The 25,285-nt window shown below is 64.3% G+C and carries 26 protein-coding genes; 15 read left to right on the top strand and 11 right to left on the bottom strand.

The annotated features are described in order from the left end of the window. Window positions 1-34: 34 nt before the first annotated feature. Window positions 35-1,015, top strand: a complete 981-nt coding sequence (locus AC1KVG_RS02430; RefSeq protein ID WP_481093377.1) for a nuclear transport factor 2 family protein — start codon at window positions 35-37, stop codon at window positions 1,013-1,015. On the opposite strand, the gene eutC is transcribed toward AC1KVG_RS02430, so the two are convergent. The 7 genes from eutC to AC1KVG_RS02395 form a co-directional block, all read right to left on the bottom strand. Beyond that, on the bottom strand, window positions 906-1,754 hold the full coding sequence (gene eutC / locus AC1KVG_RS02425; protein ID WP_481093376.1) for an ethanolamine ammonia-lyase subunit EutC: 849 nt from the start codon (window positions 1,752-1,754) through the stop codon (window positions 906-908). The genes AC1KVG_RS02430 and eutC overlap by 110 nt on opposite strands. Then, a complete protein-coding gene (locus tag AC1KVG_RS02420; protein ID WP_481093375.1) occupies window positions 1,751-3,160 on the bottom strand; it encodes an ethanolamine ammonia-lyase subunit EutB in 1,410 nt (469 codons plus the stop codon). Before AC1KVG_RS02420 ends, eutC begins: the two co-directional genes overlap by 4 nt. After that, complete coding sequence (gene eat, locus AC1KVG_RS02415; RefSeq protein WP_006452607.1) at window positions 3,157-4,521, bottom strand: ethanolamine permease; 1,365 nt, start codon at window positions 4,519-4,521, stop codon at window positions 3,157-3,159. Before eat ends, AC1KVG_RS02420 begins: the two co-directional genes overlap by 4 nt. A gap of 229 nt (window positions 4,522-4,750) precedes the next feature. Beyond that, complete coding sequence (locus AC1KVG_RS02410; protein WP_481093374.1) at window positions 4,751-5,590, bottom strand: M23 family metallopeptidase; 840 nt, start codon at window positions 5,588-5,590, stop codon at window positions 4,751-4,753. After that, window positions 5,590-6,939, bottom strand: coding sequence for a dihydroorotase (locus AC1KVG_RS02405; protein WP_481093373.1), 1,350 nt, complete (start codon window positions 6,937-6,939; stop codon window positions 5,590-5,592). Before AC1KVG_RS02405 ends, AC1KVG_RS02410 begins: the two co-directional genes overlap by 1 nt. After that, on the bottom strand, window positions 6,936-7,229 hold the full coding sequence (gene yidD, locus AC1KVG_RS02400) for a membrane protein insertion efficiency factor YidD (RefSeq protein ID WP_043889253.1): 294 nt from the start codon (window positions 7,227-7,229) through the stop codon (window positions 6,936-6,938). Before yidD ends, AC1KVG_RS02405 begins: the two co-directional genes overlap by 4 nt. Before the next feature lie 5 nt (window positions 7,230-7,234). Continuing rightward, entirely contained in the window at window positions 7,235-7,882 is a 648-nt protein-coding gene (locus tag AC1KVG_RS02395) for a hypothetical protein (RefSeq protein ID WP_255171873.1), read from the bottom strand. Between AC1KVG_RS02395 and dksA the strand changes: the two genes are divergently transcribed. After that, on the top strand, window positions 7,872-8,360 hold the full coding sequence (gene dksA / locus AC1KVG_RS02390) for an RNA polymerase-binding protein DksA (protein ID WP_369910408.1): 489 nt from the start codon (window positions 7,872-7,874) through the stop codon (window positions 8,358-8,360). The two genes, AC1KVG_RS02395 and dksA, sit on opposite strands and share 11 nt — an antisense overlap. A gap of 138 nt (window positions 8,361-8,498) precedes the next feature. On the opposite strand, the gene AC1KVG_RS02385 is transcribed toward dksA, so the two are convergent. The 3 genes from AC1KVG_RS02385 to cysS form a co-directional block, all read right to left on the bottom strand. Then, a complete protein-coding gene (locus AC1KVG_RS02385; RefSeq protein ID WP_481093372.1) occupies window positions 8,499-9,752 on the bottom strand; it encodes an MFS transporter in 1,254 nt (417 codons plus the stop codon). Beyond that, window positions 9,749-10,186 carry a SufE family protein gene (locus AC1KVG_RS02380; RefSeq protein ID WP_006449428.1) on the bottom strand — a complete coding sequence of 146 codons (438 nt, stop codon included), beginning with the start codon at window positions 10,184-10,186 and terminating at the stop codon, window positions 9,749-9,751. Before AC1KVG_RS02380 ends, AC1KVG_RS02385 begins: the two co-directional genes overlap by 4 nt. Before the next feature lie 261 nt (window positions 10,187-10,447). Next, window positions 10,448-11,887 (bottom strand): cysteine--tRNA ligase, encoded by a 1,440-nt coding sequence (gene cysS / locus AC1KVG_RS02375; protein WP_481093371.1) that lies wholly within the window; start codon window positions 11,885-11,887, stop codon window positions 10,448-10,450. Window positions 11,888-12,085: 198 nt separating this feature from the next. Between cysS and AC1KVG_RS02370 the strand changes: the two genes are divergently transcribed. The 12 genes from AC1KVG_RS02370 to AC1KVG_RS02315 all read left to right on the top strand — a co-directional run bounded on the left by AC1KVG_RS02370 (window position 12,086) and on the right by AC1KVG_RS02315 (window position 24,193). Then, window positions 12,086-12,586 carry a hypothetical protein gene (locus AC1KVG_RS02370; RefSeq protein ID WP_043889250.1) on the top strand — a complete coding sequence of 167 codons (501 nt, stop codon included), beginning with the start codon at window positions 12,086-12,088 and terminating at the stop codon, window positions 12,584-12,586. Between the two features lie 312 nt (window positions 12,587-12,898). After that, entirely contained in the window at window positions 12,899-13,924 is a 1,026-nt protein-coding gene (locus AC1KVG_RS02365) for an N-acetylornithine carbamoyltransferase (protein ID WP_255085401.1), read from the top strand. Between the two features lie 72 nt (window positions 13,925-13,996). Next, complete coding sequence (locus AC1KVG_RS02360) at window positions 13,997-15,241, top strand: argininosuccinate synthase (RefSeq protein ID WP_481093370.1); 1,245 nt, start codon at window positions 13,997-13,999, stop codon at window positions 15,239-15,241. A 235-nt stretch (window positions 15,242-15,476) separates the two neighbouring features. Further along, the gene (locus tag AC1KVG_RS02355) at window positions 15,477-16,577 is read left to right on the top strand and encodes an acetylornithine deacetylase (RefSeq protein WP_481093369.1); all 1,101 of its coding nucleotides are present in this window, start codon (window positions 15,477-15,479) and stop codon (window positions 16,575-16,577) included. 73 nt (window positions 16,578-16,650) lie between these two features. Continuing rightward, window positions 16,651-17,994, top strand: a complete 1,344-nt coding sequence (locus tag AC1KVG_RS02350; RefSeq protein ID WP_006449422.1) for an acetylglutamate kinase — start codon at window positions 16,651-16,653, stop codon at window positions 17,992-17,994. A gap of 5 nt (window positions 17,995-17,999) precedes the next feature. Beyond that, window positions 18,000-18,611, top strand: a complete 612-nt coding sequence (locus AC1KVG_RS02345; protein WP_481093368.1) for a GNAT family N-acetyltransferase — start codon at window positions 18,000-18,002, stop codon at window positions 18,609-18,611. Next, window positions 18,608-19,558 (top strand): N-acetyl-gamma-glutamyl-phosphate reductase, encoded by a 951-nt coding sequence (gene argC / locus AC1KVG_RS02340; protein ID WP_481093367.1) that lies wholly within the window; start codon window positions 18,608-18,610, stop codon window positions 19,556-19,558. The genes AC1KVG_RS02345 and argC overlap by 4 nt, the downstream gene beginning before the upstream one ends. A 127-nt stretch (window positions 19,559-19,685) precedes the next feature. Continuing rightward, on the top strand, window positions 19,686-20,981 hold the full coding sequence (gene argH / locus AC1KVG_RS02335; protein WP_023904185.1) for an argininosuccinate lyase: 1,296 nt from the start codon (window positions 19,686-19,688) through the stop codon (window positions 20,979-20,981). Continuing rightward, complete coding sequence (locus AC1KVG_RS02330; RefSeq protein WP_167393494.1) at window positions 20,981-21,346, top strand: cupin domain-containing protein; 366 nt, start codon at window positions 20,981-20,983, stop codon at window positions 21,344-21,346. Before argH ends, AC1KVG_RS02330 begins: the two co-directional genes overlap by 1 nt. Next, complete coding sequence (locus tag AC1KVG_RS02325; protein ID WP_481093366.1) at window positions 21,346-21,606, top strand: YciI family protein; 261 nt, start codon at window positions 21,346-21,348, stop codon at window positions 21,604-21,606. The genes AC1KVG_RS02330 and AC1KVG_RS02325 overlap by 1 nt, the downstream gene beginning before the upstream one ends. 13 nt (window positions 21,607-21,619) lie before the next feature. After that, complete coding sequence (proB, locus tag AC1KVG_RS02320; protein ID WP_481093365.1) at window positions 21,620-22,774, top strand: glutamate 5-kinase; 1,155 nt, start codon at window positions 21,620-21,622, stop codon at window positions 22,772-22,774. Window positions 22,775-22,948: 174 nt separating this feature from the next. Continuing rightward, window positions 22,949-24,193, top strand: a complete 1,245-nt coding sequence (locus tag AC1KVG_RS02315; protein ID WP_481093364.1) for a glutamate-5-semialdehyde dehydrogenase — start codon at window positions 22,949-22,951, stop codon at window positions 24,191-24,193. A 70-nt stretch (window positions 24,194-24,263) separates the two neighbouring features. Here AC1KVG_RS02315 and AC1KVG_RS02310 read toward each other — a convergent pair whose 3' ends face one another. Further along, the gene (locus tag AC1KVG_RS02310; protein WP_481093363.1) at window positions 24,264-24,764 is read right to left on the bottom strand and encodes a hypothetical protein; all 501 of its coding nucleotides are present in this window, start codon (window positions 24,762-24,764) and stop codon (window positions 24,264-24,266) included. A gap of 271 nt (window positions 24,765-25,035) precedes the next feature. On the opposite strand from AC1KVG_RS02310, the gene AC1KVG_RS02305 reads away from it, so the two are divergent. Beyond that, window positions 25,036-25,272 (top strand): hypothetical protein, encoded by a 237-nt coding sequence (locus tag AC1KVG_RS02305; RefSeq protein WP_481093362.1) that lies wholly within the window; start codon window positions 25,036-25,038, stop codon window positions 25,270-25,272. Window positions 25,273-25,285 lie beyond the last annotated feature (13 nt).

The raw sequence follows: 25,285 nt of genomic DNA, 5'->3' as shown, positions 1-25,285 counted from the left end.
TTACTGTCCAATCTCAGGACAGTGGAAGGGGATGATGGGAATCGGCAAGCTGGCACTGGCTCTATCGGTCCTTGTTGCGTTCGAGGCTTGCGGTGCAACTGCTCAACAGGACGAAGCCCAGGTTCGATCTGCCGACGCGGCGTTCTGGGAGGCCTACAACGCCTGCGATATGCAAGCTATTGCGGGTCTGCTCACTGCGGACGTGGAGTTCTATCACGACAAGGCCGGGCTCACGACCTCACGCGCGGCGGTCGTCGATTCATTGCGTCACGGACCCTGCGCCGACGAAACCTTGCGTCTTCGACGTGAGGCGCTCAATGACAGCATCGCATTCCATCCGCTCAACGGCGGTTACGCAATGTTGTCGGGCCATCACCGCTTTTATGTGCAGAAACGTGACAAAGCGGAGCGATTGGACGGTCAAGCCGACTTCACCACGGTCTGGAAATTTGCCGATGGACGTTGGCGCATGCATCGCGTGCTCAGTTATGCGCATGGCCCCGTGCCGTATACACCGCCACCAAGAACGACAACACTCCCGGTCACGGTGCTGCAGCGCTACGCAGGCCGTTATCGCTCGCCTCGCATCGGAATCATTCAGATCGCGGTCGCCGGCGATCATCTGACGCTCACCGCCGGCAGTTTCATCGCCACGCTCTATCCGCAATCCACCACGCGTTTCTTTGCGATGGAGCGCGATCTGCGCTTCGACTTCGAGACCAACGGCGACGGACTTTCCAAAACGTTGGTGGTGTATGAAAACGGCGTCGTCAGCGAACGTGCCATGCGCGAAGATCCTGCTGCGCGCGAAGAATGGGCACAGACATGCTTCGCCGGCTGCGTTCGAAAGTACTCAAGCGAATACATCGATGCAGGCAGGCCGCCATATCGCACGGGTCTCTGGCTCAGCTGCCCACAACGTCTGGCGGCAGACCATCCGGTAATAAAAACGTACGCGGCGCGGCATCTGGCGGGCCAGCCGAGGGTAGTGCCGGTTGCTCGGCTTCGTCCTTGAGTTGCACGCCGGATAGCTTGCGTCGAAACGCCTCGCGTAACAGGTACGCAAGTTTGTGCGTGGCTTCGGCGTAACTCAGCCCTTCGGCGCGGATATTGGAGATGCAATTACGCGCGGCGTCGGTCAGGCCGAGCCGTGGGGTGTAAGTCAGATACAGGCCCAGGCTGTCGGGCGAACTCAGTCCCGGCCGCTCGCCGATCAGCACGATCACTGCACGGGCCTTGAGCAATTCGCCGACCTCGTCGCCGATGGCCACACGCCCTTGCGCGATCAGCACCACCGGTGCCAACGACCAGCCCTCGTGTGCGGCCAAGCGATCGATATGTTCCAGCATCTGCGGGGCATTGCGGTGTACGGCCAGCGCCGAAAGCCCGTCCGCGACCACGACCGCCACGTCATGTCCACCGCCATGCACGGCGGTCAGACCACGCAGTTGCGTGGCGGCGTCGGCGGCCAGGCGCCGGCCCAGATCCGGGCGTTGCAGATACACATGCCGATCCGCCGCCGCGCTGTGCAGCAGCATGCTGGTACGCCCGCGCTGTTCGAGTTCGGCCTGCAACGGCGCCGGATCGAACGCCAGATGCACCGCATCGCGTGCCTGCGCATGCGCCAGCTGGAAATCCAGATGCGCAGCTGTCGGCAGGCTGGTGCCGACGCGCCCCAGCGCGATCCGTGCCGGCGTGAGGTGACGCAGCTGCGCCCAGGCATCACGCGGTGGTAGTGGTGTAGTGCTGCTCATTGCGCCGCGCCGCTGTTCAATTGCGCCAGCGCACGCCGGAACTGTGCCGGCACCTCGCTACCGAGCTCGAAGCGGCCATCGCGCAGGCGCAAAATGCCTTGCTGTTCCAGCCACTGTTCGAACTCGGGCGCCGCACGCAGGCCCAGTGCCTGGCGCGCATACAGCGCATCGTGGAACGAGGTGGTCTGGTAGTTGAGCATCACATCGTCCGAGCCCGGGATGCCCATGATGAAGTTGATGCCGGCAGTGCCGAGCAGGGTCAGCAGCACGTCCATGTCGTCCTGATCGGCTTCGGCATGGTTGGTGTAGCAGATGTCGCAGCCCATCGGCACGCCGAGCAACTTGCCGCAGAAATGATCCTCCAGCCCGGCGCGGATGATCTGCTTGCCGTCGTAGAGATATTCCGGGCCGATAAAGCCCACCACGGTGTTCACCAGCAATGGCTTGAACTGCCGCGCCACTGCATACGCGCGCACCTCGCAGGTCTGCTGATCGACACCATGATGCGCGTTGGCCGACAACGCGCTGCCCTGGCCGGTTTCGAAATACATCACATTGTCGCCCACGCTGCCACGGCGCAACGACAGGCCCGCCTCATAACCCTCCTGCAGCAGGGCCAGATTGATGCCGAAGCTGGTATTGGCCGCTTCCGTGCCGGCGATGGACTGGAACACCAGATCCACCGGCACGCCGCGTCCGATCGCCTCGATGGTCGTGGTGATGTGCGCCAGCACGCAGGACTGCGTGGGAATCTGGTAGCCGGTGATCACCGCATCGAGCATGCGCAACAACGCGGTGGTGGCGGCCAGGCTGTCGCTGGCCGGGTTGATGCCGATCACCGCATCGCCGTTGCCATACAACAAACCGTCGAGCACGCTGGCGGCAATGCCGGTGGCGTCGTCGGTGGGGTGGTTGGGTTGCAAGCGCGTCGACAAGCGTCCGCGTAATCCCAGCGTGTTGCGAAAGCGCGTGACCACGCGCGTTTTCTGCGCGACCAGAATCAGGTCCTGCACCCGCATCAGTTTGGACACCGCCGCCACCATCTCCGGTGTCAGTCCGGGCGCTAGTGCGGTGAGTGCCGCTTCGTCGGCCTGCGCACTCAACAGCCAATCGCGAAAGCCGCCGACGGTGAGATGCGCGACCGGGGCGAACGCGGTTGCATCGTGTTGGTCGACGATCAAGCGGGTGACTTCATCCGCTTCGTACGGCACCACCGCTTCATCCAGAAAATGGCGCAGCGGCAGGTCCGCCAGCGCCATCTGCGCAGCGACGCGCTGCAGACCGGAGTCGGCGGCCAACCCGGCCAGTTGATCGCCCGAGCGTGCCGGCGTGGCCTTGGCCAGCAACGTTTTGAGATCGGCAAACTGGAAGCGCTCGCCGCCGGCGGTGAAGGCGAACCCACTCATCTGACAGTGCTCGCAGGTGTGTGTTGGCCGCGCAAGCTCAGCACGCAACACACCGCACCAAACAGCAGCAGGCCTACAAAGATCAGCGCCACGATCGGGTTGAACCACACCATCGCCACCAGGCACACCAGCGCCAGCAGCAGCGCAATCGCCGGCACCACCGGATAACCCGGTGCGCGAAAACTGCGCTCAAGCAATGGCTCGGCGCGGCGCAGTTTGAACAGGCTGAGCATGCTCATCACATACATCACGATCGCGCCGAACACCGACATGGTGATCATCGCCGCGGTCAGCGACATGCCCTGGATCTTGACCACGCCATCGCTGCAGATCGCCGCGATACCGATCGCGCCACCGGCCAGAATCGCGCGATGCGGCGTGCGAAAGCGCGACAGTTTGGCCAGCCCGTGCGGCAAAAAACCCGCACGCGCCAATGCGAAGAATTGCCGCGAATAGCCCAGGATGATGCCGTGGAAACTGGCCACCAGACCGAACAGGCCGATCCACACCAGCATGTGCAGCCAGGTCGAGCTATTGCCGACCACCGCTTTCATTGCCTGCGGCAACGGGTCGTTGATGTTGGACAGCTGGCGCCAATCGCCGACGCCGCCGGCAAACACCATCGTTCCCAACGCCAGCACCACCAGCGTGAGGATGCCGGCGATGTAGGCGCGCGGGATCGTGCGCTTGGGATCCTTGGCTTCTTCGGCCGCCATCGCCGCGCCCTCGATCGCCAGAAAGAACCAGATCGCAAACGGAATCGCAGCGAAGATGCCGGAGATCGCCGCCGGGCCAAAATCGTTGCTGCCGGCCCAGCCGTTGGCGGCAAAACGCGCGACGCTGAAACCCGGCGCCACCACACCCATGAACACCAGCAGTTCGATCACCGCCAGCAGAGTCACCACCAACTCGAAGGTGGCGGCGATCGCCACGCCGACGATGTTCAAGCTCATGAAGATCACATACGCCCCGATTGCGGCGATACGTGGGTCCAGGGTCGGAAACTGCACGTTGAGATAGGCGCCGATGGCCATCGCAATGGCCGGCGGTGCGAACACGAATTCGATCAGCGTGGCCAGGCCCGCCAGCATGCCGCCATAGGTGCCGAACGCGCGCAGGCTGTAGGCGAACGGCCCCCCGGCGTTCGGGATGGCCGTGGTCAACTCGGTGAAGCTGAAGATGAAGCAGGTGTACATCACCGCTACCAGCACGGTGGTCACCAGGAATCCCAGGGTACCGGCGGTGCCCCAGCCGTAGCTCCAGCCGAAATATTCGCCGGAAATCACCAGTCCGACGGCGATCCCCCACAGTTGCCAGGTGCCCAGTGTGGGTTTGAGTTGCTCGTTGCGCATGTCGCACATCTCCTGCGGTCGGGGGAGGGGAGATGAAGCACGTCCGACGCCGCAGCGGTGGACCAACCGTCTGGCTCGATCGTCCGCTAAGAAAGTGGCGAGGATCGAAGATCGACGGTCGTCCCGGTTATACCCCAAAGCCCCGCGACCAACACAGGCACAGCGGGTAGGCCGCAGAGAACAGGCCGCCACGCTGACGCAACCGGTGCCCGCTGTTTCATTTCGAGACCCAACGGCTCTATTTGTTGCGCTCAAGCACCAGCAATGGATCTATGCGTACATCGAACCAATTCATCCCCCAATGCAGATGCGGCCCGGTCGCGCGCCCGGTGGCGCCCACGGCAGCAATCACCTGACCCTGCTCCACGCGATCGCCCACCTTCACGTCGATGCGTGAGAGGTGCAGAAAGTTGGAGCTCACCCCGAAGCCATGGTCCAGCAGCACCGTGCCACCGGTCAGATACAGATCCGGCGCGGCGAAGGTGACCACACCAGCGGCCGGCGCCTTGACCGGCGTGCCGGTCGGCACGGCGATGTCCATGCCGGAATGACCGGCACCAGGCTGGCCGTTGTAGACACGCGCATTGCCGAATCGCCCGCTGATGCGGCCCTGCACCGGCCAGATGAAGGGCTGCGCAAAATCGGTGCGCGCATCGTCGCGATCGCGTGCAGCGGTGACCTGCGCCTGCTCGCGCTTGATCCGTTCGGCGATCGCCGCAGGCGGGTTGACGGTCTTGGGTGGCACGCCGTTGACGCGTTCCACCGGCCAATCGCGTGGCGTCACTGCGATGCTGGCAGTCTCCTTGCCGCCATCGGGCCGGGTGATCTGCACCTGTAACGGGCCGGTGGCATCGCGGCCGATACCGAACACCACGCTGCCATATCCGCTCACCCGCAGCGTGCGGCCGGCGTACTGCACCTGGCTGCCCGGCGGCACCTTGCCGATCACCATCGCGCCTTGCGAGGCGCTTGGCGGAAACACCACATCCGCAGCGCTCGCAGATTGCGCAGCGGCATCACCCACAGCAAACGCGAGCGGCGCCAGCGCAAGCCAGGCGCCAAACAGGGCTGCGCGCATCAGCGGTCGAAGGTCAGGCGTTGACCGGCGGCAACGCCAATCAATTGTTCGCCATCCCACACCTGCTGGCCGTTGACCCAGGTCGCGGCGATGCGCGAGCGGAACGTGGTGCCCTCGAACGGCGACCAGCCGCACTTGGACAGCACCTGCTCGCGCTTCACGGTGAACGGGGTGTTGTCGATCATCACCAGGTCGGCGAAATAGCCTTCGCGCAGAAAACCGCGCTCTTCCACATCGAACAGCTGCGCCGGCGCATGCGCGAACTTCTGCACGATACGGGTAATCGGCAGCTTGCCTTCATGCACCAGCTCCAGCGCGGCGACCAGCGCGTACTGCACCAGCGGCAGGCCCGACGGCGCCTGCGCGTAGGGCTTTTGCTTTTCTTCCCAGGTATGCGGGGCGTGGTCGGTGGCGAGCACGTCGATGACATCTTCGGCCAGCGCCTCGATCAGCGCCAGGCGGTCGTCGGCGTCCTTGATCGCGGGGTTGCACTTGATCAGGTTGCCCAGCCGCGCGTAGTCGCTGCGGTCGAAGCGCAAAAAGTGGATGCAGGTCTCGGCGGTGATGCGCTTGCGCACGTTGCCGTCGGCGTCGACCAGCGGGCCGGCTTCGAACAGCGCCAGCTCGTCGGCGGTGGAAATATGCAGTACGTGCAGGCGGGTGTTGTGCTTGCGCGCCAGCGACACCGCCAGCTGCGAGGACTTCAGACACGCCTCGCGCGAGCGGATGTCCGGGTGCATCTCCGGGGTCAGCGCATCGCCGTACTTTTCCTTGAATTCGGCCAGCGTCGCATCGATGGTCGGGGTGTCTTCGCAGTGGGTGATGATCGGCGTCGGCGCGTCGCGGAAGATCGCATCCAGCGTTTCGGGGTTGTCGACCAGCATGTTGCCGGTGGAGGCGCCCATGAACACCTTGATGCCCGGCGCGGTCTTGGGATCCAGCGTCTGGATCGCGGCCAGATTGTCGTTGCTGGCGCCCATGTAGAAGCCGTAATTGGCCCAGGCGCGCCCGGCCGCAGCGTCGTACTTGGATTGCAGCGCAGCCGCATCCAGGGTCGGCGGATTGGTGTTGGGCATGTCCATGAAGCTGGTCAGGCCGCCGGCCACTGCAGCGCCGGATTCGGTGGCGATATCGCCCTTGTGGGTCAGCCCCGGCTCGCGGAAGTGCACCTGGTCGTCGATCATGCCCGGCAGCACCCAGCGCCCGGCCGCGTCCACCACCGTATCGCCTGCAGCCGGGGTGATCTTGTCGGCGATCTTGGCGATGCGGCCGGCTTCGATCAGGAGGTCGGCATCGAACTCCTTGCCTTCATTAACCAGGCGGGCATTGACGATGACGGTTCGGCTCATGGGTGGGGTCCTTTGCAGCGGCAGGAAGTGGAAGAGGGCGAAGACGCGGACGTAGGCGCGTCGGGGACGGGATCGAACCCGCCCGGATGGAAAGGATGGCAACGGCCCAGCCGGCGTGCAGCCAGCCAGCAGCCGCGAAGCGGGCCGAAGCGGCCGATCGCGGTCATTGCATACTCCGAGCAACTGGGCGCAAACCGGCAGCGCGGCCCTAACAGAGGGCTAATGAATATTTTGTAGAAGCGCAGCAGCGCGATGAGCAGGCGTGAGATCACTTGCCAATGATATGCCACTTGGACTAATGGGTGGTTGCCGGGGGTCCTTGGGGTAAGCTATAAAGGCCCGCTTTCCCGGGCCCCGGGGGAACCAAGGATGAGCGTTTCGTGGCTGCTAAAAAAACTGCAAACAAGGCCGTAGAGGCCGCCAAGAAGTCCGCCAAACCCGTTGCGAAGAAAGCGGCGGCGCCTGCCGCTGCAAAACCGGCTGCCAAGCAGGCGACGCCGGCCACCAAGCAACCTGTTGCCAAGAAGGCAGCTGTGACCAAGGCCGCTGCCAAGCCGGCGCCGGCCTCCAAGGCCGCAGTGCCCCAGCCCGCGGCTGTTAAACCTGTAAAACCGGCCGCCAAGAGTGCTGCAAAGCCGGCGGCAAACAAGGCAGCTCCGGCTGCCGCCAAACCGGCCGCCACGCCGGTGGCGCCCAAGTCCGTACCGAAGCCGGCTGCCAAGCCGACTCCGGCCAAGTCAGTCCCGGTCAAGGCTGAAAAGCCCGCGCCCGCACCGGCCCCCAAGGCCGTCCCTGCGAAGCCGGCAAAGCCTGCGACCCCGTCAGTTAAGAATCCCGTGCCCGTTTCGAAATCTTCAGCAAAAACACCAACCAAAACCGAAGCCCCCGCCAAGCCCGCCGCGACCCGTCCGGTCGGTAAGGTGGCCGTGGCCGTGACTGCCAAGTCGTCCAGCCCGACGCCCAAGACCAAGTACAAGGTGGTCGACTACAAGATCGACGAGACCACCGGTCGCCCGATCCTGCCGCAGGGCTACAAGCCTGCCGCGGACGAGGAGTACATGAGCAAGCTGCAGCAGGAGTACTTCCGTCAGCGTCTGCAGCGGTGGCGCAACGAGATGGTCGAGGAATCCAAGCAGACCATCGAGAACCTGCGCGAAGAAGTGCGCGATATCGGCGACGAAGCCGAGCGTGCCACCCGCGAGACCGAGAACTCGCTGGAACTGCGCGCCCGCGACCGTGCACGCAAGCTGATCTCCAAGATCGACAGCACGCTCAAGCGCCTGGAAGATGGCGACTACGGCTATTGCGTGGACACCGGCGAAGAGATCGGCCTGGACCGCCTGGAAGCGCGTCTGACCGCCGAGCGCACCATCGACGCGCAAGAGCGTTGGGAGCATCTGCAGAAGCAGCAGGGCGATTGATCGTTAGGATTGATCGTTCAGCAAGCGTCGAAGCCTCATTGGTCGACTAAAAAACCCCGCCATGTGCGGGGTTTTTGATGCGTCAAGGCAATAGCGATGCCGGCTGCGTTCGCTACCGGCATCTCGCCATTGCGCACATCACTGCAAGTCGCGCAGATCCAGCTTGCGTAGCTTCGGCGCCTTCCACGCCGTGGTCGCAACCACGCCCAGCGTGACGCAGCCGCCGATCACCACCGCCGGCACCAGGCCGACCAGGCGCGCCATCACCCCGTCGTAGAACGCGCCCAGCTCGTTGGAAGAGCCGATGAAGATGCCGTTGATCGACGACACCCGGCCGCGCATCGCATCGGGCGTGGCCAGCTGCAGGATGGTCTGACGCACCACCACCGAGACGCCGTCGCACATGCCGTAGACCAGCAGGATGGCCGCCGACAGCCAGAAATGCCGCGACAGGCCGAACGCGATCGTGCACAACCCGAAACCGGCCACCGACAGCATCAGGATGCGCCCGGCATTGCGCTGCAGCGGGTGCCGCGCCAGCCACACGCCGACCACGATCGAGCCCAGTGCCGGTGCACCGCGCAGGATGCCCAGGCCCTCCGGGCCGTAGTGCAGGATGTCGTGGATGAAGGCGGGCAGCATCGACACCGCGCCACCCAGCAGCACCGAAAACATGTCCAGCGCCATCGCGCCCAGCATGATCTGGTTGGACAGCACGAACTGCGCACCTTCGGCGATGCTGCGAAAGATCGGCGCGCGCGGACCTTCGTTCACCGGCTCGCTGACGCGCAACAGCGCCAGCGCCAGGATCGCCACCAACGCCACACTCGCCGCAACGCCATAAGCAAGGCCCTTGCCGCCCCAGCCGACCAGCACGCCGCCCAGCGCCGGGCCGATCACCATGCCGGCCTGGAAGGTGACGCTGCCGATGCTGGCGCCGCGCGCGAAGGCCTCGCGCGGCAATGCACGCGCGAACAAGGCGTTGTAAACCGGCGACAGGAACGAGCGCGCCGCACCGGTCAGTGCGATGGCCGCATAGATCGGCCACACGCCTTCTACCGGCAGCCAGCCGTGGGTGATCGCCAACAGCAGTAGCGCAGTGGCGACCAGACCCAGCACTGCGACCATGCCCAGACGGCGGCGCGGCAGATGATCGACCAGATAACCGGCAAACGGCGCGAAGCAGAAGAACGGCAGGATCTCCGCCAGCCCGATCAGCCCGAGCGAGAGTGGATTGCGGGTGATCTCGTAGATATGCCAACCGACCGTGACCGCGACGATCTGGTACGACAGCATTGCCGCTACGCGATACAGCAGCACTAGGCCGAAGCCGGGGTAGGCGAACAGCGTGCGCAGCGAGGCGGAGGGCGAGGGAGGCGTGGGCGTGCTCACTGCTGGGCGCGGGCGGTGTCGCGAATGAAGGCCAGCATCGCCGCCACACCGTTGCTGCGGGTCGGCGACAGGTGCTTGGCCAGGCCAATGCCGGCGATGTAGTCCGGCTCGGTGGCCATGATCTCCTGCGCGCTACGCCCCGAGTACACTCGCAAGGCGAGATAGATCAATCCGGAGACGATCGCCGAATCGCTGACGGCGTGGAAGTCCAGCCGCTCGGCGTTGCCCTCCGGCACGATCCATACCATCGACTGGCAGCCATGCAGGCGGTGTTCTTCGGTCTTCCACTGTTCCGGGAAGGTGGGCAGCTTGCGGCCCAGGTCGATCAGGTACTGGTAGCGCTCGGACCAGTCGCTGAAGAAGGAAAACTCCTCGGCGATGGTGGCCTGTGCTTCGATGGCGGTGGGTTCGAGCGGGAAGGGGGTAGTGGTCATCAAGATTCCAAAATCACTCGCAAAAATCCAGGGTCGTTCGGTCAAAGCCCCTCTACCTCCGGGGCGAGAAGGCGCGGTTTGCGCGCCACTGGCGCGCGTGCCTTGGAGCGCCCGCGCCGCCAGCGCGGGCCGGGGCGCGAAGCGGGGGTTGGGGTGAGGGTGCGGGCGGAGCCACGTGCATTAACTTCTCTCATGTGGCTTTGCCCGTACCCTCATCCGGCGCTGCGCGCCACCTTCTCCCGCAGGGAGAAGGGAATAAGATCATGCTCGCTTCCAGCGTACGCCTTGCGGGGTGTCTTCCAGCACGATGCCTTCGTCGGCCAGTTGCTTGCGGATGGCGTCGGCACGGGCGAAATCCTTGGCTTTCTTTGCCGCATTGCGCTCTTCGACCAGCGTGGTGATGCGCGCATCGTCGCCGGCATCGGTGCCGCGCGAGAACCATGCCGCCGGGTCTTGCTGCAGCAAGCCTAGCGCCAGACCTGCGCCAAGCAGATCGGATTTGGCTCGGCGCAGCGCCGCAAGATGCTCGCCGCTTCGTTCGCTGTCCGGCCCGCCCGCCGGTGCCAAATCGTGCAGTGCCCGGCTGGCCTCCTTTGCAAGCTTTGCCAGTGCTGCAAGCGCCAGCGGTGTATTGAGGTCATCGTCCAGCGCAGATTCCACATCGCCAGGAATCGTGGTCGGCTGTGTTGTGCCGACGCCTGCATCGGTTTCCACAGCTGCCAGATCGCGCAACGTGCCATACAGCCGGTCCAACGTGTTCTTGGCCTGCTCGATCAAGCCATCCGACCAATCCAGCGGCTGCCGGTAATGCGCGCTCAGCAGGGCGTAGCGCAGCGCTTCGGGCGGGTGCCTGGCGATCAGGTCGTGCACGGTTTCGATGTTGCCCAGCGACTTGCTCATCTTGGCGCCGCTGAAATTGAGCATGCCGTTGTGCAGCCAGAACCGCGCAAAGGTCGCCCCGCCATGCGCGCACTCGCTCTGCGCGATCTCGTTCTCGTGATGCGGGAACTGCAGGTCCACGCCGCCGGCATGGATGTCGATGGTCGGGCCCAAGTGCGCGGCAGCCATCGCCGAGCATTCGATATGCCAGCCCGGGCGGCCACGGCCCCAGGGCGATTCCCAACCGGGCAGGTCGTCGCTGGAGGGTTTCCACAGCACGAAGTCGCCCGGGTCGCGCTTGTAGGGCGCCACATCCACGCGCGCACCGGCCAGCATCTCGTCCGGGTCGCGGCGCGAGAGCTTGCCGTAGTGCTCGAAGCTGGCCACCGCGAACAGCACATGGCCTTCAGCGGCGTAGGCGTGGCCGTTGGCGATCAGTTGCTCGATCATCGCCACGATCTGCGGAATATGCGCGGTGGCTGCCGGTTCGATGTCCGGGGGGACCACGCCGAGCGCGGCCATGTCCTGGCGGTAGATCGCGGCGAAGCGGTCGGTGATGGTCGAGATCGGCACGCCCTGCGCCTGGGCGGCGGCGTTGATCTTGTCGTCCACGTCGGTGATGTTGCGTGCATAGCGCAGCGCGCCATAGCGGCGGCGTAGCAGTGCGGCCAGCACATCGAACACCACCGGGCCGCGGGCGTTGCCGATATGCGCGTAGTTGTAGACGGTGGGGCCGCACACATACAGGGTGGGGCTGGTGGGATCGAGCGGCGCGAACGGCTCGACCCGCCGCGTCAGGTTGTTGTGCAGGCGCAGGCTCATCGGCATCTGGAAAAGGGTAACTGCACGATTCTAGCCGGTCGCGGCGGCTAGGCGAACCAAACCCCAGGCGATGGCATGTCATGGCCGGCACTCGCAATCGGATGGGTTGCGTTCAGCCCCGGAGATCGCAAGCTCCATACACTTACGTACTGCCTGGCGACGCCTTCTCTGGTACTGATGCGACCTTCCCTGTTCTTCATGCTGCTGTGTGTGTTTGCCTGGCAGGCACTGGCGGCGCATGCGGCAGAGCCTGACCCCAAGAACCGGGTCGTGGTGATCGAGAACGTGAAGCTGGATTACGCGCAGGTGCTCAACGTGGAGCCGGTCTACCAGACCTTGCGCGCCACCCGTATCGAAGAACAGTGCGAGGCCGAGCAGATTGCGCCGGTCGCCGCCGCGCCTGCGGTAGACGACGAAGGCCGGATCAACCGGATGGTCGATTCGGTCAAGGAGATGTTCTCCCGCCGTCCCGAGCTGCCGTCTGCACCGGTGGCGGTGCCGCCGACCAGCACGCGGCGCAATTGCCGGGTGGTGGAAGTGCCGCGCGAGTTCCGGCGGCCGATCGCCTTCGATGTGGATTACGTCTACAAGGGCACCAAGTACCGTTCGCGGCTGCCGGAAGATCCGGGCAACCGGCTGCGTATCCGGGTCTCGGTGACCCCGTACATTCCCGACGCCATCGTCGCGCCGCCGCGATGACGCGCGCAGTGGTTGCGCCGTGCGCGCATGCATGCGAGGATTCGCGCCCTATGCACGCAAACGCCTTTCAGCACGACACCAGCGCCGCCCGGATGGCCTCCGGCATGACCTCGCGTGCCCGCCGACCGGAATCCCACATTTTCGCTGGGTGACCCGGGCGTTTTGCTGTCCGTTGTTGAAAACCCAGCCTCAAGGCTGGGTTTTTTCGTTTCAGGCGTCATAAAAGTTTCAACCGCAAGAAACGCGCATGTCGCGCACCCCGTCGCTCCTGGCGGACCACGCAGCAGAAGCACGCAGCACAAGGATCGATCGATGTCACTGAAGCACTTCTTGAACACCCAGGACTGGAGCCGCGCCGAACTGGATGCGCTGTTGACCCAGGCCGCGTTGTTCAAACGCAACAAGCTGGGAAGCGAGCTGAAGGGCAAGTCGATCGCGCTGGTGTTCTTCAACCCGTCCATGCGCACCCGCACCAGCTTCGAGCTGGGCGCGTTCCAGTTGGGCGGGCATGCGGTGGTGCTGCAGCCGGGCAAGGATGCCTGGCCGATCGAGTTCAATCTGGGCACGGTCATGGACGGCGACACCGAAGAGCACATCGCCGAAGTGGCGCGAGTGCTGGGCCGCTATGTGGACCTGATCGGCGTGCGCGCGTTTCCCAAGTTCGTCGACTGGTCCAAGGACCGCGAGGATCAGGTGCTCAAGAGCTTCGCCAAGTACTCGCCGGTGCCGGTGATCAACATGGAGACCATCACCCACCCGTGCCAGGAGCTGGCGCACGCGATGGCGCTGCAGGAACACTTCGGCACGCAGGATCTGCGCGGCAAGAAGTACGTGCTGACCTGGACCTATCACCCCAAGCCGTTGAACACCGCAGTGGCCAACTCGGCGCTGACCATCGCCACCCGCATGGGCATGGACGTGACCCTGTTGTGCCCGACGCCGGACTACATCCTGGACCCGCGTTACATGGACTGGGCGGCGCAGAACGTGGCCGAAAGCGGCGGCTCGCTGCAGGTGAGTCACGATATCGACAGCGCCTATGCCGGCGCCGACGTGGTGTATGCCAAGAGCTGGGGCGCGTTGCCGTTCTTCGGCAACTGGGAGCCGGAAAAGCCGATCCGCGACCAGTACCAGCATTTCATCGTCGACGAACGCAAGATGGCGCTGACCAATAACGGCGTGTTCTCGCACTGCCTGCCGCTGCGTCGCAACGTCAAGGCCACCGACGCGGTAATGGATTCGCCCAACTGCATCGCCATCGATGAAGCCGAGAATCGCCTGCATGTGCAGAAGGCGATCATGGCTGCCCTGGTGGGCCAGGGCAGCCGGGATTCGTGATTCGTGATTGGGGATTCGCAACGGCGAACCCCGCTCCCGATCCAACTTAGTCAACTTTCACAGAGAGCCCCCATGTCGCAGCAGATCGCTTCCACCAATCCCGAATCCCCACTCTCCAATCCCGGCACCAAGAAGGACATCGTCCTGGCGTTCTCCGGTGGCCTGGATACCAGCTTCTGCATTCCGTATCTCCAGGCACAGGGCTACGCGGTGCACACCGTGTTCGCCGATACCGGCGGCGTGGATGCCGAAGAGCGTGACTTCATCGAAAAGCGCGCGGCCGAACTCGGCGCCGCCAGCCATGTCACCGTCGATGGTGGTCCGGCGATCTGGAAGGGCTTCGTCAAGCCGTTCGTGTGGGCGGGCGAGGGCTATCAGGGCCAGTACCCGTTGCTGGTGTCCGACCGTTACCTGATCGTCGATGCCGCGCTCAAGCGCGCCGAGGAGCTGGGCACGCGGATCATCGCGCACGGTTGCACCGGCATGGGCAACGACCAGGTGCGTTTCGATCTGGCAGTGAAGGCGTTGGGCGACTACCAGATCGTGGCGCCGATCCGCGAGATCCAGAAGGAGCACACCCAGACCCGTGCCTACGAGCAGAAGTATCTGGAAGAGCGTGGCTTTGGCGTGCGCGCCAAGCAGCAGGCCTACACCATCAACGAGAACCTGCTCGGGCTGACCATGTCCGGCGGCGAGATCGACCGTTGGGAGGCGCCGGGCGAGGGCGCGCGCGGCTGGTGTGCGCCACGCAGCGAGTGGCCGGTGGAGCCGTTGAACGTCACCTTGAAGTTCGTCGAAGGCGAGGCGGTCGCGCTGGACGGCAAGGCATTGCCGGGCGAACAGATTCTGGCCCAGCTCAACAAGCTGTTCGCGCCCTACGGCGTGGGCCGTGGCGTGTACACCGGCGACACCGTGATCGGCTTGAAGGGCCGCATCGTGTTCGAAGCGCCGGGCCTGATTTCGCTGCTGACCGCGCACCGCGCGCTGGAAGATGCAGTGCTGACCAAGCAGCAGAACCGCTTCAAGCCGGACGTGGCGCGCAAGTGGGTGGAACTGGTGTACGAAGGCTTTTATCACGACCCGCTCAAGACCGACATCGAGGCGTTCTTGCAGTCCTCGCAGTCCAAGGTCAACGGCGAAGTCACCCTGGAAACCCGCGGTGGCCGCGTCGATGCGGTGGCGGTGCGCTCGCCGCATCTGCTCAACACCAAGGGCGCGACGTACGCACAGTCGGCCGACTGGGGCGTGGAAGAAGCCGAGGGGTTCATCAAGTTGTTCGGCATGAGCTCGACGTTGTATGCGCAAGTAAACCGCTGACGTTTGGAGTCACGTATGCAAAGCCCCTCTCCCGTCGGGAGAGGGGTTGGGGTGAGGGTACGGAGCGAAGCTCTCGCGATGTTCAGTGCACGAAGCTTCGCCCGCACCCTCATCCGCCCCTTTGGGGGCACCTTCTCCCGGTGGGAGAAGGGTGGCTTCGATGAGATTTACGAGCCGTTTGCGCACCTTCCTTACTTCCGCTTAGCCGCTGCTTCGGACCCTCGATCAAACCGATATGACCGATCTACTCGCATCCACCCTGACGCACCTGGAAACGCTGGTGTCCTTCGACACCCGTAATCCGCCGCGTGCGATCGCTGCCGAGGGCGGCATCTTCGATTATCTGCGTGCGCAGTTGCCTGGTTTCCAGGTTGAGGTGATCGACCACGGTGCCGGCGCGGTGAGCCTGTATGCGGTGCGTGGAAAGCCCAACTACCTGTTCAACGTGCATCTGGACACGGTGCCGGATTCGCCGCACTGGAGTGCCGATCCGCACGTGATGCGGCGCACCGACGACCGTGTGATCGGGCTGGGTGTCTGCGATATCAAAGGTGCGGCAGCGGCGCTGTTGGCGGCCGCCAATGCCGGGCAGGGCGACGCGGCATTCCTGTTTTCCTCCGACGAAGAAGCCAACGACCCGCGCTGCATCGCCGCGTTTCTAGCGCGTGGATTGCCGTATGAAGCGGTGCTGGTGGCCGAGCCAACCATGAGCGAGGCGGTGCTGGCGCATCGCGGGATCAGTTCGGTGCTGATGCGTTTCGCCGGGCGTGCCGGGCATGCGTCGGGCAAGCAGGATCCGTCGGCAAGTGCCTTGCATCAGGCGATGCGCTGGGGCGGAAAGGCGCTGGATCATGTCGAGTCGCTGGCGCATGCGCGTTTCGGTGGCTTGACCGGCTTGCGCTTCAACATCGGTCGCGTCGATGGCGGCATCAAGGCCAACATGATCGCGCCGGCAGCCGAAGTGCGTTTTGGCTTCCGTCCGCTGCCGTCGATGGACGTGGATGGATTGCTGGCCACCTTCGCCGGATTTGCCGAGCCGGCTGCAGCGCAGTTCGAAGAAACCTTTCGCGGGCCGAGCCTGCCGTCTGGCGATATCGCGCGTGCAGAAGAACGCCGCCTGGCCGCACGCGATGTGGCCGATGCGCTGGATCTGCCGATCGGCAATGCGGTGGACTTCTGGACCGAGGCCTCGCTGTTTTCGGCTGGCGGTTACACCGCGTTGGTGTACGGCCCCGGCGATATCGCACAGGCACACACCGCCGACGAATTCGTGACGCTTGCGCAGTTGCAGCGTTATGCCCAGTCGGTCCACCGCATCATCAACGGCGCGCACTGAGCGCGCGCATCAACGGCTCCCACTGAGCCGCGTTCCGCGCCTGGCGCGGCCATTCCTCTCTTCGATCACGGCAATGTCCCTCTCCGCACAGCCCCACAAACAGACCCGCCAGACCATCGTGCGCCTGCTTTCGAGCATGGCCAGCGCCAAGGAAATCAGCCAGTACCTCAAGCGTTTTTCGCAGCTCGATGCCAAACGCTTTGCGGTGGTCAAGGTGGGCGGCGCGGTGCTGCGCGACGATCTGGACGCGCTGACCTCGTCGCTGTCGTTCCTGCAGGAAGTGGGGCTGACCCCGATCGTGCTGCATGGCGCCGGCCCGCAGCTGGATGCCGAACTCTCGGCGGCCGGCATCGAGAAGCGCACCGTCAACGGACTGCGGGTGACCTCGCCGGAAGCCCTGGCGATCGTGCGCAAGGTGTTCCAGGCTTCCAACCTCAAGCTGGTCGAAGCGCTGCAGCAGAACGGCGCGCGTGCGACCTCGATCACCGGCGGGGTGTTCGAAGCCGAGTATCTGGACCGCGACACCTATGGCCTGGTTGGTGAGGTCAAGGCGGTGAATCTGGCGCCGATCGAAGCCAGCCTGCAGGCCGGTTCGATCCCGGTGATCACCAGCCTGGGCGAGACGCCAAGCGGGCAGATCCTCAACGTCAACGCGGATTTTGCCGCCAACGAACTGGTGCAGGAACTGCAGCCGTACAAGATCATCTTCCTCACCGGCACCGGCGGCTTGCTGGATCCCGACGGCAAGGTGATCGATTCGATCAACCTGTCCACCGAGTTCGATCACCTGATGCAGCAGCCATGGATCAATGGCGGCATGCGGGTCAAGATCGAGCAGATCAAGGACTTGCTCGATCGTCTGCCGTTGGAATCGTCGGTGTCGATCACCCGGCCGGCAGATCTGGCCAAGGAGCTGTTCACGCATAAAGGCTCGGGCACGCTGGTGCGGCGTGGCGAGCGCGTATTGCGCGCGACCTCATGGGACGAACTGGATCTGCCGCGCCTCACCTCGCTGATCGAATCCAGCTTCGGCCGTACGCTGGTGCCCGATTACTTCAGCAACACCAAGCTGCTGCGTGCCTATGTCAGCGAGAACTATCGCGCGGCGGTGATCCTCACCGATGAGGGCATGCTGGGTGCAAGCGCGCTGATCTATCTGGACAAGTTTGCCGTGCTCGACGACGCGCAAGGCGAGGGCCTGGGCCGCGCGGTGTGGAATGTGATGCGCGAAGAAACCCCGCAGCTGTTCTGGCGCTCGCGTCATAACAACCAGGTCAACATTTTCTATTACGCCGAGTCCGACGGCTGCATCAAGCAGGAAAAATGGAAGGTGTTCTGGTACGGGCTGGAAAACTTCGAGCAGATCCAGCATTGCGTGGCGCATTGCGCGACGCGTCAGCCGACGCTGCTGGGCTGAGCACGATGGCGTCTACCACCTTGCCACCGCGCTGGCGCGAGTTGCCCACACTACGCGGCCAACACGCAACGCTGGAACCGCTGCAAGCTGCGCATGCCGACGGTCTGCGTGCCGCGCTGGGCGACGGTGCGTTGTCGCGGCTGTGGTACACCGGCGTGCCGGCACCGGCGCAGGTGGACGACTACGTTGCTGCAGCCTTGGCTGCGCAAACCGACGGGCTGGTGCTGCCTTACGTGGTACGTGATGCGGCCGGCGAGATCGTCGGCTGCACGCGCTATTACGGGCTGGATGCGACCGTGCCCAAGCTGTCGATCGGCTACACCTGGTACGCGCCGCGCGTGCAGCGCAGCGGCGTCAATACCGACGCCAAGTTGATGCTGCTGCAGCACGCCTTCGAAACGCTGGGCTGTTTGAGCGTGGTCTTCGAAACCAGTTGGTTCAATCACACCTCACGTGCGGCGATTGCGCGGCTCGGGGCCAAGCAGGACGGCGTGCTGCGCAATCACACCCGTCATGCCGACGGCACACCGCGCGATACCGTGGTGTTCTCCATCATCGATACGGAATGGGCCGGGGTGAAACGTCACCTGCAGTTCCGCCTGGAAGCAAACGCATGACTGTTCAAACAACGACCATCGGCATCATCGGCGCCCGCGGGCATACCGGTTCGGAATTGATCAAGCTGGTGGCGGCGCATCCGCACCTGCGGCTGGTGTTCGTGTCCTCGCGCGAACTGGCCGGGCAGGCGGTGGCCGGCCACAACGATGCCTATCAGGGCGAGTTGCGTTACGAGAGCCTGGATGCCGATGCGGTGGCCGCCAAGGCCGCCGATGTGGTGATCCTGGCGCTGCCCAACGGCAAGGCAGAGCCGTTTGTCGCGGCGATCGATGCGGCCAGACCGCAGACGGTGTTGATCGACCTGTCGGCCGATTACCGCTTCGATCCGGCCTGGTATTACGGGCTGCCGGAGTTGACGCGCGGAAAGTACGCCGGGCAAAAGCGCATCAGCAACCCGGGCTGCTATGCCACCGCGATGCAGCTGACGATCGCGCCGCTGCTCGATCAACTGGCCGGCCCACCGCAGTGCTTTGGTGTCTCCGGCTATTCCGGCGCGGGCACCACGCCCTCGGACAAGAACAACCCGGAGTTGCTGGCCGATAACCTGATGCCGTATGCGCTGACCAACCACATGCACGAGCGCGAAGTCTCTGCGCAGCTCGGCGTGCCGGTGGAGTTCATGCCGCATGTGGCGCCGCATTTCCGCGGCCTCACCATGACCGTCAACCTGTGGCTGCAGCAACCGCTCACACGCGAGCAGATCCAGGCGCGCTACGCGCAGCGTTATGCCGACGAGCCGCTGATCGAGATTGTCGATGAGGCGCCGTGGGTCAGCCGCATCGCCGGCAAGCACGGTGTGCAGATCGGTGGCGTGACGCTGGCGCCGGGCAACAAGCGCGTGGTGGTGGTGGCAACGCTGGACAACCTGCTCAAGGGCGCGGCCACACAGGCGATGCAGAACCTCAACCTGGCGTTTGGCTGGGACGAATTGACTGCGATTCGTTGATGCGCGTCCCTCGCAAGAGCCCGCACATCCATCATGTGCGGGGATTAAAAGACGCGAGTCCCTCGCAGAAGCCCGCACATCCATGTGCGGGGATTCAACTGGACGACTTATTTCGAGACGCTTTCCGATGACCAATCTTTTGTGGCAAAAACCCGGCGTGGCGGTGGATGCCAAGATCCAGGCCTTCCTGGCGGGCGACGACGTCATCCTGGACCGCGAGTTTTTCCTGTACGACATCGCTGCCAGCAAGGCGCATGCGCAGGGGCTGCAGCACATCGGCATCCTGTCGCTGCAGGAACTGGGCGGGCTGAGCGAACAGCTGGATCAGCTGGCCGATGATTTTCGCAGCGGCGCGTTTGTGCTCGATGCGCAATACGAAGATTGCCATTCGGCGATCGAGGCGCGCCTGACCGAGCGCCTGGGCGATGCCGGCCGCAAGATCCACACCGGACGCAGCCGCAACGACCAGATTCTGGTCGCCACGCGGCTATGGTTGAAGGACAAGCTGCAATGTGTGGCCGAGCTCAGCGCGGAGATCGCCAAAGTGGCGCTGGACCGCGCGCAGGCCGAGGCCGACCTGCCGGTGCCCGGCTACACGCATATCCAGCGTGCGGTGGTGTCGTCGGCCGGCATGTGGTGGGCGGGCTGGGCAGAAGCCTTTATCGACAATGCACTGCGCGCAGCCGACACCTTGCGGTTGGTGGACAGCAATCCGCTCGGCACTGCGGCCGGTTACGGCGTCAATCTGCCGCTGGACCGTGCGCATACCACTGCCGAGCTCGGCTTTGCGCGCCTGCAGGTCTCGCCGATCTACGCACAGCTCTCGCGCGGCAAGTACGAACTGGCTGCGCTCGAAGCGTTGGGCAGCGCCACCCTGGATCTGCGTCGCATTGCCTGGGATCTGTCGTTGTTCACCAGCGGCGAATTCGCCTTCGTCGCGTTGCCGGCGCAATACACCACCGGCAGTTCGATCATGCCGAACAAGCGCAACCCCGACGTCATCGAACTGATGCGTGCCACCCATGCCAGCATCGCGGCGGCGCGGACCGAAATCGAACAGTTGTTGTCGCTGCCGTCCGGTTATCACCGCGATCTGCAGAGCAGCAAGGGCGCGATCGTGCATGGCTTCGGGCGCGGCCTGGCCGCGCTCGAACTGCTGCCGGCGTTGCTGGCCAATCTGGAATGGCGCCCGGACAAGCTGCGCGCGGCGATCGATTCGGGCATGTATGCCACCGATGTGGCGGTGGAAGCGGCCGTGGCCGGTGTGCCGTTCCGCGAGGCCTACAAGGCGGCAGCGGAATCCTCCGACACTGCAGGGCAGGGGCGCACGCCGGAAGGCAGCCTGGCTGCACGCGTCTCGCCAGGCGCCGCCGCGGATCTGCAGCTGGATGTCTTGCGTGCCCGTTGGGAGGCCCTGCGCTGATGGCCGTGATCAGCACCGAGACCGCAGAACACTATCCCTGGGGCGAAGCCTGCGAAGGCTGGCACCTGTTGCGCGACCCCAGCTTGAGTGTGCTCGAAGAACGCATGCCGCCAGGCGTTGCGGAGTCGCGTCATCGGCATAGTCGCGCACGGCATTTTTTCTATGTGCTGGCCGGCGAAGTGATGCTGCAACTGGATGGCGCCCAGCACGTGCTCGGGGTCGGGCAGGGCCTGGACGTGCCGCCTGGCACCACGCACCAGATGCACAATCTGTCCGATGTCGAGGCGCGCTTTCTGGTGATCTCGGCACCGCATGGTCGCGACGATCGTGCACCCACGACAGCACGTGCGAAGGACGTCAGCTGATGACCACGCGCTATCTGGTGCTGGCAATGCGCAAGCCGGATTTTCCCGCCGATGTAGTGCAGCCGCATCTGGATTTTCTCGATACTTTGCGTGCGGCCGGGCAGCTCGAAATGACCGGTGGTTTCAGCGATCGCACTGGCGGTGCGTATGTGTTGGTCAATCTGGGCAGTCTGGAGGAGGCGCAGCAGATCGTTGCGTGCGATCCCTTGGTGCTGCGCGATGCCTCGACGTTGACCGTGTATGAGTGGAACACGCACTGAGCGTCTGGCTGCCATGACAACCCCTGCCGACATGCCGTCGTTATTTACCGAGCAGCCGTTGCCGCCATGGCGGCGCGCGGTGCTCAAGGTCGGCAGCAGCCTGTTGGCCGCCGATGGTGGTGGCCTGTCGCCGCGCTTTGCGTTGGGCCTGGCGCAATTCGTCTCGGCCAATCTGGCTGCCGGGCGCGAGCTGGTGATCGTCTCTTCCGGTGCGGTGGCCGCTGGCCGCGCGATTCTGCCCAAAGCTGCCGAAGCCGGTGCACCGATCGCTGCGCGTCAGGCCCTGGCCGCGCTTGGCCAGGCGCAATTGATCGCGCTGTGGCAGCGCTTTTTCGAACGTCCGGTGGCGCAAGTGCTGCTCACCCACGATGACCTGCGTAACCGCCGCCGGTATCTCAATGCGCGCGCCACCCTGCACGAGTTGCTGCGGCTGGGTGCGTTGCCGGTCATCAATGAAAACGACACCGTCTCGGTGGACGAGCTCAAGCTGGGCGATAACGACAATCTCGCCGCGATCGTGGCCGCACTGGTCGATGCCGATGCGTTGTTCATCGCCACCGATATCGATGGCTTGTACAGCGCCGACCCGCGCAGCAATCCGTTGGCGCGTCCGCTCGATGAGGTGTCCGAACTCACCGCCGAGGTGCTGGCGATGGCCGGCGGCAGCGGCAGCAGCGTGGGCACCGGCGGCATGCGCACCAAGCTGGAAGCCGCCGCAAAAGCCGGTGCTGCCGGCATCGAAACCTATCTGTTCAACGGCCGCAGCAGCGAGGTGGTGCGCGGGCTTGCGCAGGATCGCCTGCGTGGCACGCGCATCCACCCCGCACGCACGCGCATTGCCGCCCGCAAGTACTGGCTGCGCCACGCACCGGTGGAGCCGGGCGCGATCCTGATCGATGCCGGTGCCGCGGCGGCGCTGACCGGAAAGGGCGCATCGCTGCTACCGGGCGGTGTGGCCAGCGCGCAAGGCGACTTCCGGCGCGGCGACATGGTGGAGATCCGCTTGCGCGACGCCGATGGCGAACGCTGCCTGGCACGCGGCGTCAGCCAGTATTCGGCAGTGGATATCCGCCGCATCGCCGGACGCCATTCGCGCGAGATCGAAACCGTGCTCGGTTACAGCTATGGCGAGAATGTGGTGCATCGCGATGATCTGGTGCTGTTGTAGCGGGGATTGGGGAGTCGGGATTGGGGATTCGCAAACGCATGTGCATTGCGTTTCCCAAACGCCGCCTCCGCGTCCCAGTGACTGATTGCTTTCTGGTGGTAAAACGATACGGATTGCTTTTGCCAATCCCCAATCCCGACTCCCCAATCCCGACTCCCCAATCCCGGCCCCCAAATGACCATCAAAACCCTCGCCCTGCAATGCCGTGATGCCGCGCACGTGCTGTCGCAACTGTCGTCGTCTGCCAAGCAGGCCTTGCTGGAGGCGATGGCCGCTGCGCTGGAACACGATGCGGCGGTGATCCTGGCGGCGAATGCGCGCGATCTGGAGGCGGCGCGCGAGAAGGGTGTGGGCACTGCGATGCTCGATCGTCTGGCGCTGGACACAAAGCGCCTGGACGGGATTGCCGCCGCGTTGCGCGAGGTTGCGCAGTTGCCGGATCCGGTCGGGCAGATCACGCGCGAAGACGTGCGCCCCAACGGCATCGTCGTGCAGAAGGTGCGCGTGCCGCTGGGGGTGATCGCGATGATCTACGAGGCGCGCCCGAACGTGACCGCCGACGCCGCAGCGCTGTGCATCAAGGCAGGCAACGGGGTGATCCTGCGTGGCGGCTCGGAGGCGATTCACTCCAACACCGCGATTGCGCGCGCACTGCAGCGCGCATTGCGTGAGGCCAATGTGCCCGAGGCCGCGTTGACGCTGGTCGAGGATCTGCGCCGCGAGACCATGCTGGAGCTGCTGCAGCTCAGCGATATCGTCGACCTGGCGATTCCGCGCGGCGGCGAAGGCCTGATCCGTTTTGTTGCCGAACACGCGCGCGTGCCGGTGATCAAGCATTACAAGGGCGTGTGCCATCTGTTCGTGGATGCATCCGCCGACGTGGACCTGGCCGTGCGTCTGTTGGTCGATGGCAAGGCCAGCCGACCGTCGGCCTGCAATTCGCTGGAGACCTTGCTGGTGCATGCAGACATCGCCGAGCGTTTTCTGCCGGTTGCTGCGCAAGCGCTGCGCGAACGCCATGTGGAGCTGCGGGGCGATGCGGCAACGCGTGCATTGCTGCCCGATATCGCGCCTGCCAGCGATGACGACTATGCCGCCGAATTCCTCGATCTGATCCTGGCGATCCGCGTGGTGCCGGATCTGGACACCGCGCTGGCGCATATCCGCCAGTACGGCTCGGACCACACCGAAGTCATCGCCACGCAGAGCGCCGCCAACGCCGAACGATTCGTGCAATCGCTGCGCTCGGCAGTGGTCATGGTCAACGCGTCCTCGCGTTTTTCCGACGGTGGCGAGCTTGGTCTGGGCGCCGAAATCGGCATCTCCACCACGCGTCTGCATTCCTACGGCCCGATGGGACTGGAAGCGCTCACGGTGGAGCGCTTCGTGGTCCGTGGAGAGGGACAGGTGCGCGACTGAAGTGGCATGCGTTGCCGGTGCAGTCGTGTGGCGCTGTGCAGTGCAGTACCACTTGCCGACATCGACTCGATCACGTGGCCTTCTTTTCTCCTCCAAGCACCGTGCTTATCCATTCATCGCTTGTTGGGGAAACGAAGCCAGTTCCTGACAGCCACACTTGTTTCCCGGCGCGGTCCCACTTTTCCATCTTTTCTTTGAATTCGGCGGGATAGTCGTTTGCCCTGCAGGCGATATTGCACCAGGGGTCGCAGACATAGATGTCCGCGTCCCAATCTGTCATGTCCGAAGGCAAGGTACCTGCGCGCGGCACTGGGCCGACGATCGCGGCGGTGTGCGCTGTTCCATTGAAGAAGGCAAGGCGTGCGATCTGGTTGTGATCTTGCTGCAAATAGTGGACGGCCAGGGTCGCCAGTTCACCGCAGTTGTGCGCGTTCCCATCCATGGCCGCCGACACCACATCCTCTTCCAGGTCATCCACCTGCTGTCGCATCCGGGCGATCTCTGCAGTCGCCCTGTGGATTCGAACGGCCTCCTCGAAGCCAGTGTTTTTCTTTTTGTTGCTCGATTTCAAGCGGGGCGCTTTGTAGTACTGGGCCCTGACGGACCGCATGACCTCGCTGACAGCCCTGAGGCTCGGCGAGAGCGGGCGCTGTCGTAAAGACGATCTGCTCGCACTCCTGCTAGGGCTCACGCTGCTCAGTCCTGCCAGCACGCCACTTGTCTGGTCTGGGCTGTTGACATGCTGCTGCTGCGTGTTGCCCGCTGGCGGCTGCTGGGCCGGAGAACTTTCGGTATATGTGAGTCTTCCGGAATTGACACGATCGACGGAACCGCAAATACCCATGAATGAGCACCTGATTGTTGAAGGCCGCTTCATCATGTGCAAGAACATCTCTGTCGAAAAATGGAAGCGCGAAGCGATTGACTTGTGTGCGAATCGTGGGCATCAGCATCGCCTCCAGCACGCGATGCGCGACCAATGGAATACTGAGCGATACATGGACTGTGGTGGTTCAGATGCCTGGACGGCGCCTTGCGGTCAGTCTCCGTGTTCCCAACCCGGCAACCACGACCTTTGACACTCCCCCGGCA

The sequence above is a fragment of the Xanthomonas sp. NCPPB 3959 genome (assembly GCF_056675575.1).
This window is presented reverse-complemented; position numbering and strand designations above follow the sequence as displayed.

Excerpts from the sequence above, each read along its gene's own strand:
- AC1KVG_RS02350 (WP_006449422.1), top strand. The coding sequence starts at position 16,651 with ATGTCCCTCTCCGCACAGCCCCACAAACAGACCCGCCAGACCATCGTG.
- argH (WP_023904185.1), top strand. The coding sequence starts at position 19,686 with ATGACCAATCTTTTGTGGCAAAAACCCGGCGTGGCGGTGGATGCCAAG.
- AC1KVG_RS02355 (WP_481093369.1), top strand. The coding sequence starts at position 15,477 with ATGACCGATCTACTCGCATCCACCCTGACGCACCTGGAAACGCTGGTG.
- AC1KVG_RS02330 (WP_167393494.1), top strand. The coding sequence starts at position 20,981 with ATGGCCGTGATCAGCACCGAGACCGCAGAACACTATCCCTGGGGCGAA.
- cysS (WP_481093371.1), bottom strand. The coding sequence starts at position 11,887 with ATGAGCCTGCGCCTGCACAACAACCTGACGCGGCGGGTCGAGCCGTTC.
- AC1KVG_RS02360 (WP_481093370.1), top strand. The coding sequence starts at position 13,997 with ATGTCGCAGCAGATCGCTTCCACCAATCCCGAATCCCCACTCTCCAAT.
- proB (WP_481093365.1), top strand. The coding sequence starts at position 21,620 with ATGACAACCCCTGCCGACATGCCGTCGTTATTTACCGAGCAGCCGTTG.
- AC1KVG_RS02430 (WP_481093377.1), top strand. The coding sequence starts at position 35 with ATGGGAATCGGCAAGCTGGCACTGGCTCTATCGGTCCTTGTTGCGTTC.
- AC1KVG_RS02420 (WP_481093375.1), bottom strand. The coding sequence starts at position 3,160 with ATGAGTGGGTTCGCCTTCACCGCCGGCGGCGAGCGCTTCCAGTTTGCC.
- eutC (WP_481093376.1), bottom strand. The coding sequence starts at position 1,754 with ATGAGCAGCACTACACCACTACCACCGCGTGATGCCTGGGCGCAGCTG.
- AC1KVG_RS02410 (WP_481093374.1), bottom strand. The coding sequence starts at position 5,590 with ATGCGCGCAGCCCTGTTTGGCGCCTGGCTTGCGCTGGCGCCGCTCGCG.
- AC1KVG_RS02315 (WP_481093364.1), top strand. The coding sequence starts at position 22,949 with ATGACCATCAAAACCCTCGCCCTGCAATGCCGTGATGCCGCGCACGTG.
- AC1KVG_RS02305 (WP_481093362.1), top strand. The coding sequence starts at position 25,036 with ATGAATGAGCACCTGATTGTTGAAGGCCGCTTCATCATGTGCAAGAAC.
- argC (WP_481093367.1), top strand. The coding sequence starts at position 18,608 with ATGACTGTTCAAACAACGACCATCGGCATCATCGGCGCCCGCGGGCAT.
- AC1KVG_RS02370 (WP_043889250.1), top strand. The coding sequence starts at position 12,086 with ATGCTGCTGTGTGTGTTTGCCTGGCAGGCACTGGCGGCGCATGCGGCA.
- AC1KVG_RS02405 (WP_481093373.1), bottom strand. The coding sequence starts at position 6,939 with ATGAGCCGAACCGTCATCGTCAATGCCCGCCTGGTTAATGAAGGCAAG.
- AC1KVG_RS02325 (WP_481093366.1), top strand. The coding sequence starts at position 21,346 with ATGACCACGCGCTATCTGGTGCTGGCAATGCGCAAGCCGGATTTTCCC.
- AC1KVG_RS02380 (WP_006449428.1), bottom strand. The coding sequence starts at position 10,186 with ATGACCACTACCCCCTTCCCGCTCGAACCCACCGCCATCGAAGCACAG.
- AC1KVG_RS02345 (WP_481093368.1), top strand. The coding sequence starts at position 18,000 with ATGGCGTCTACCACCTTGCCACCGCGCTGGCGCGAGTTGCCCACACTA.
- AC1KVG_RS02365 (WP_255085401.1), top strand. The coding sequence starts at position 12,899 with ATGTCACTGAAGCACTTCTTGAACACCCAGGACTGGAGCCGCGCCGAA.
- eat (WP_006452607.1), bottom strand. The coding sequence starts at position 4,521 with ATGTGCGACATGCGCAACGAGCAACTCAAACCCACACTGGGCACCTGG.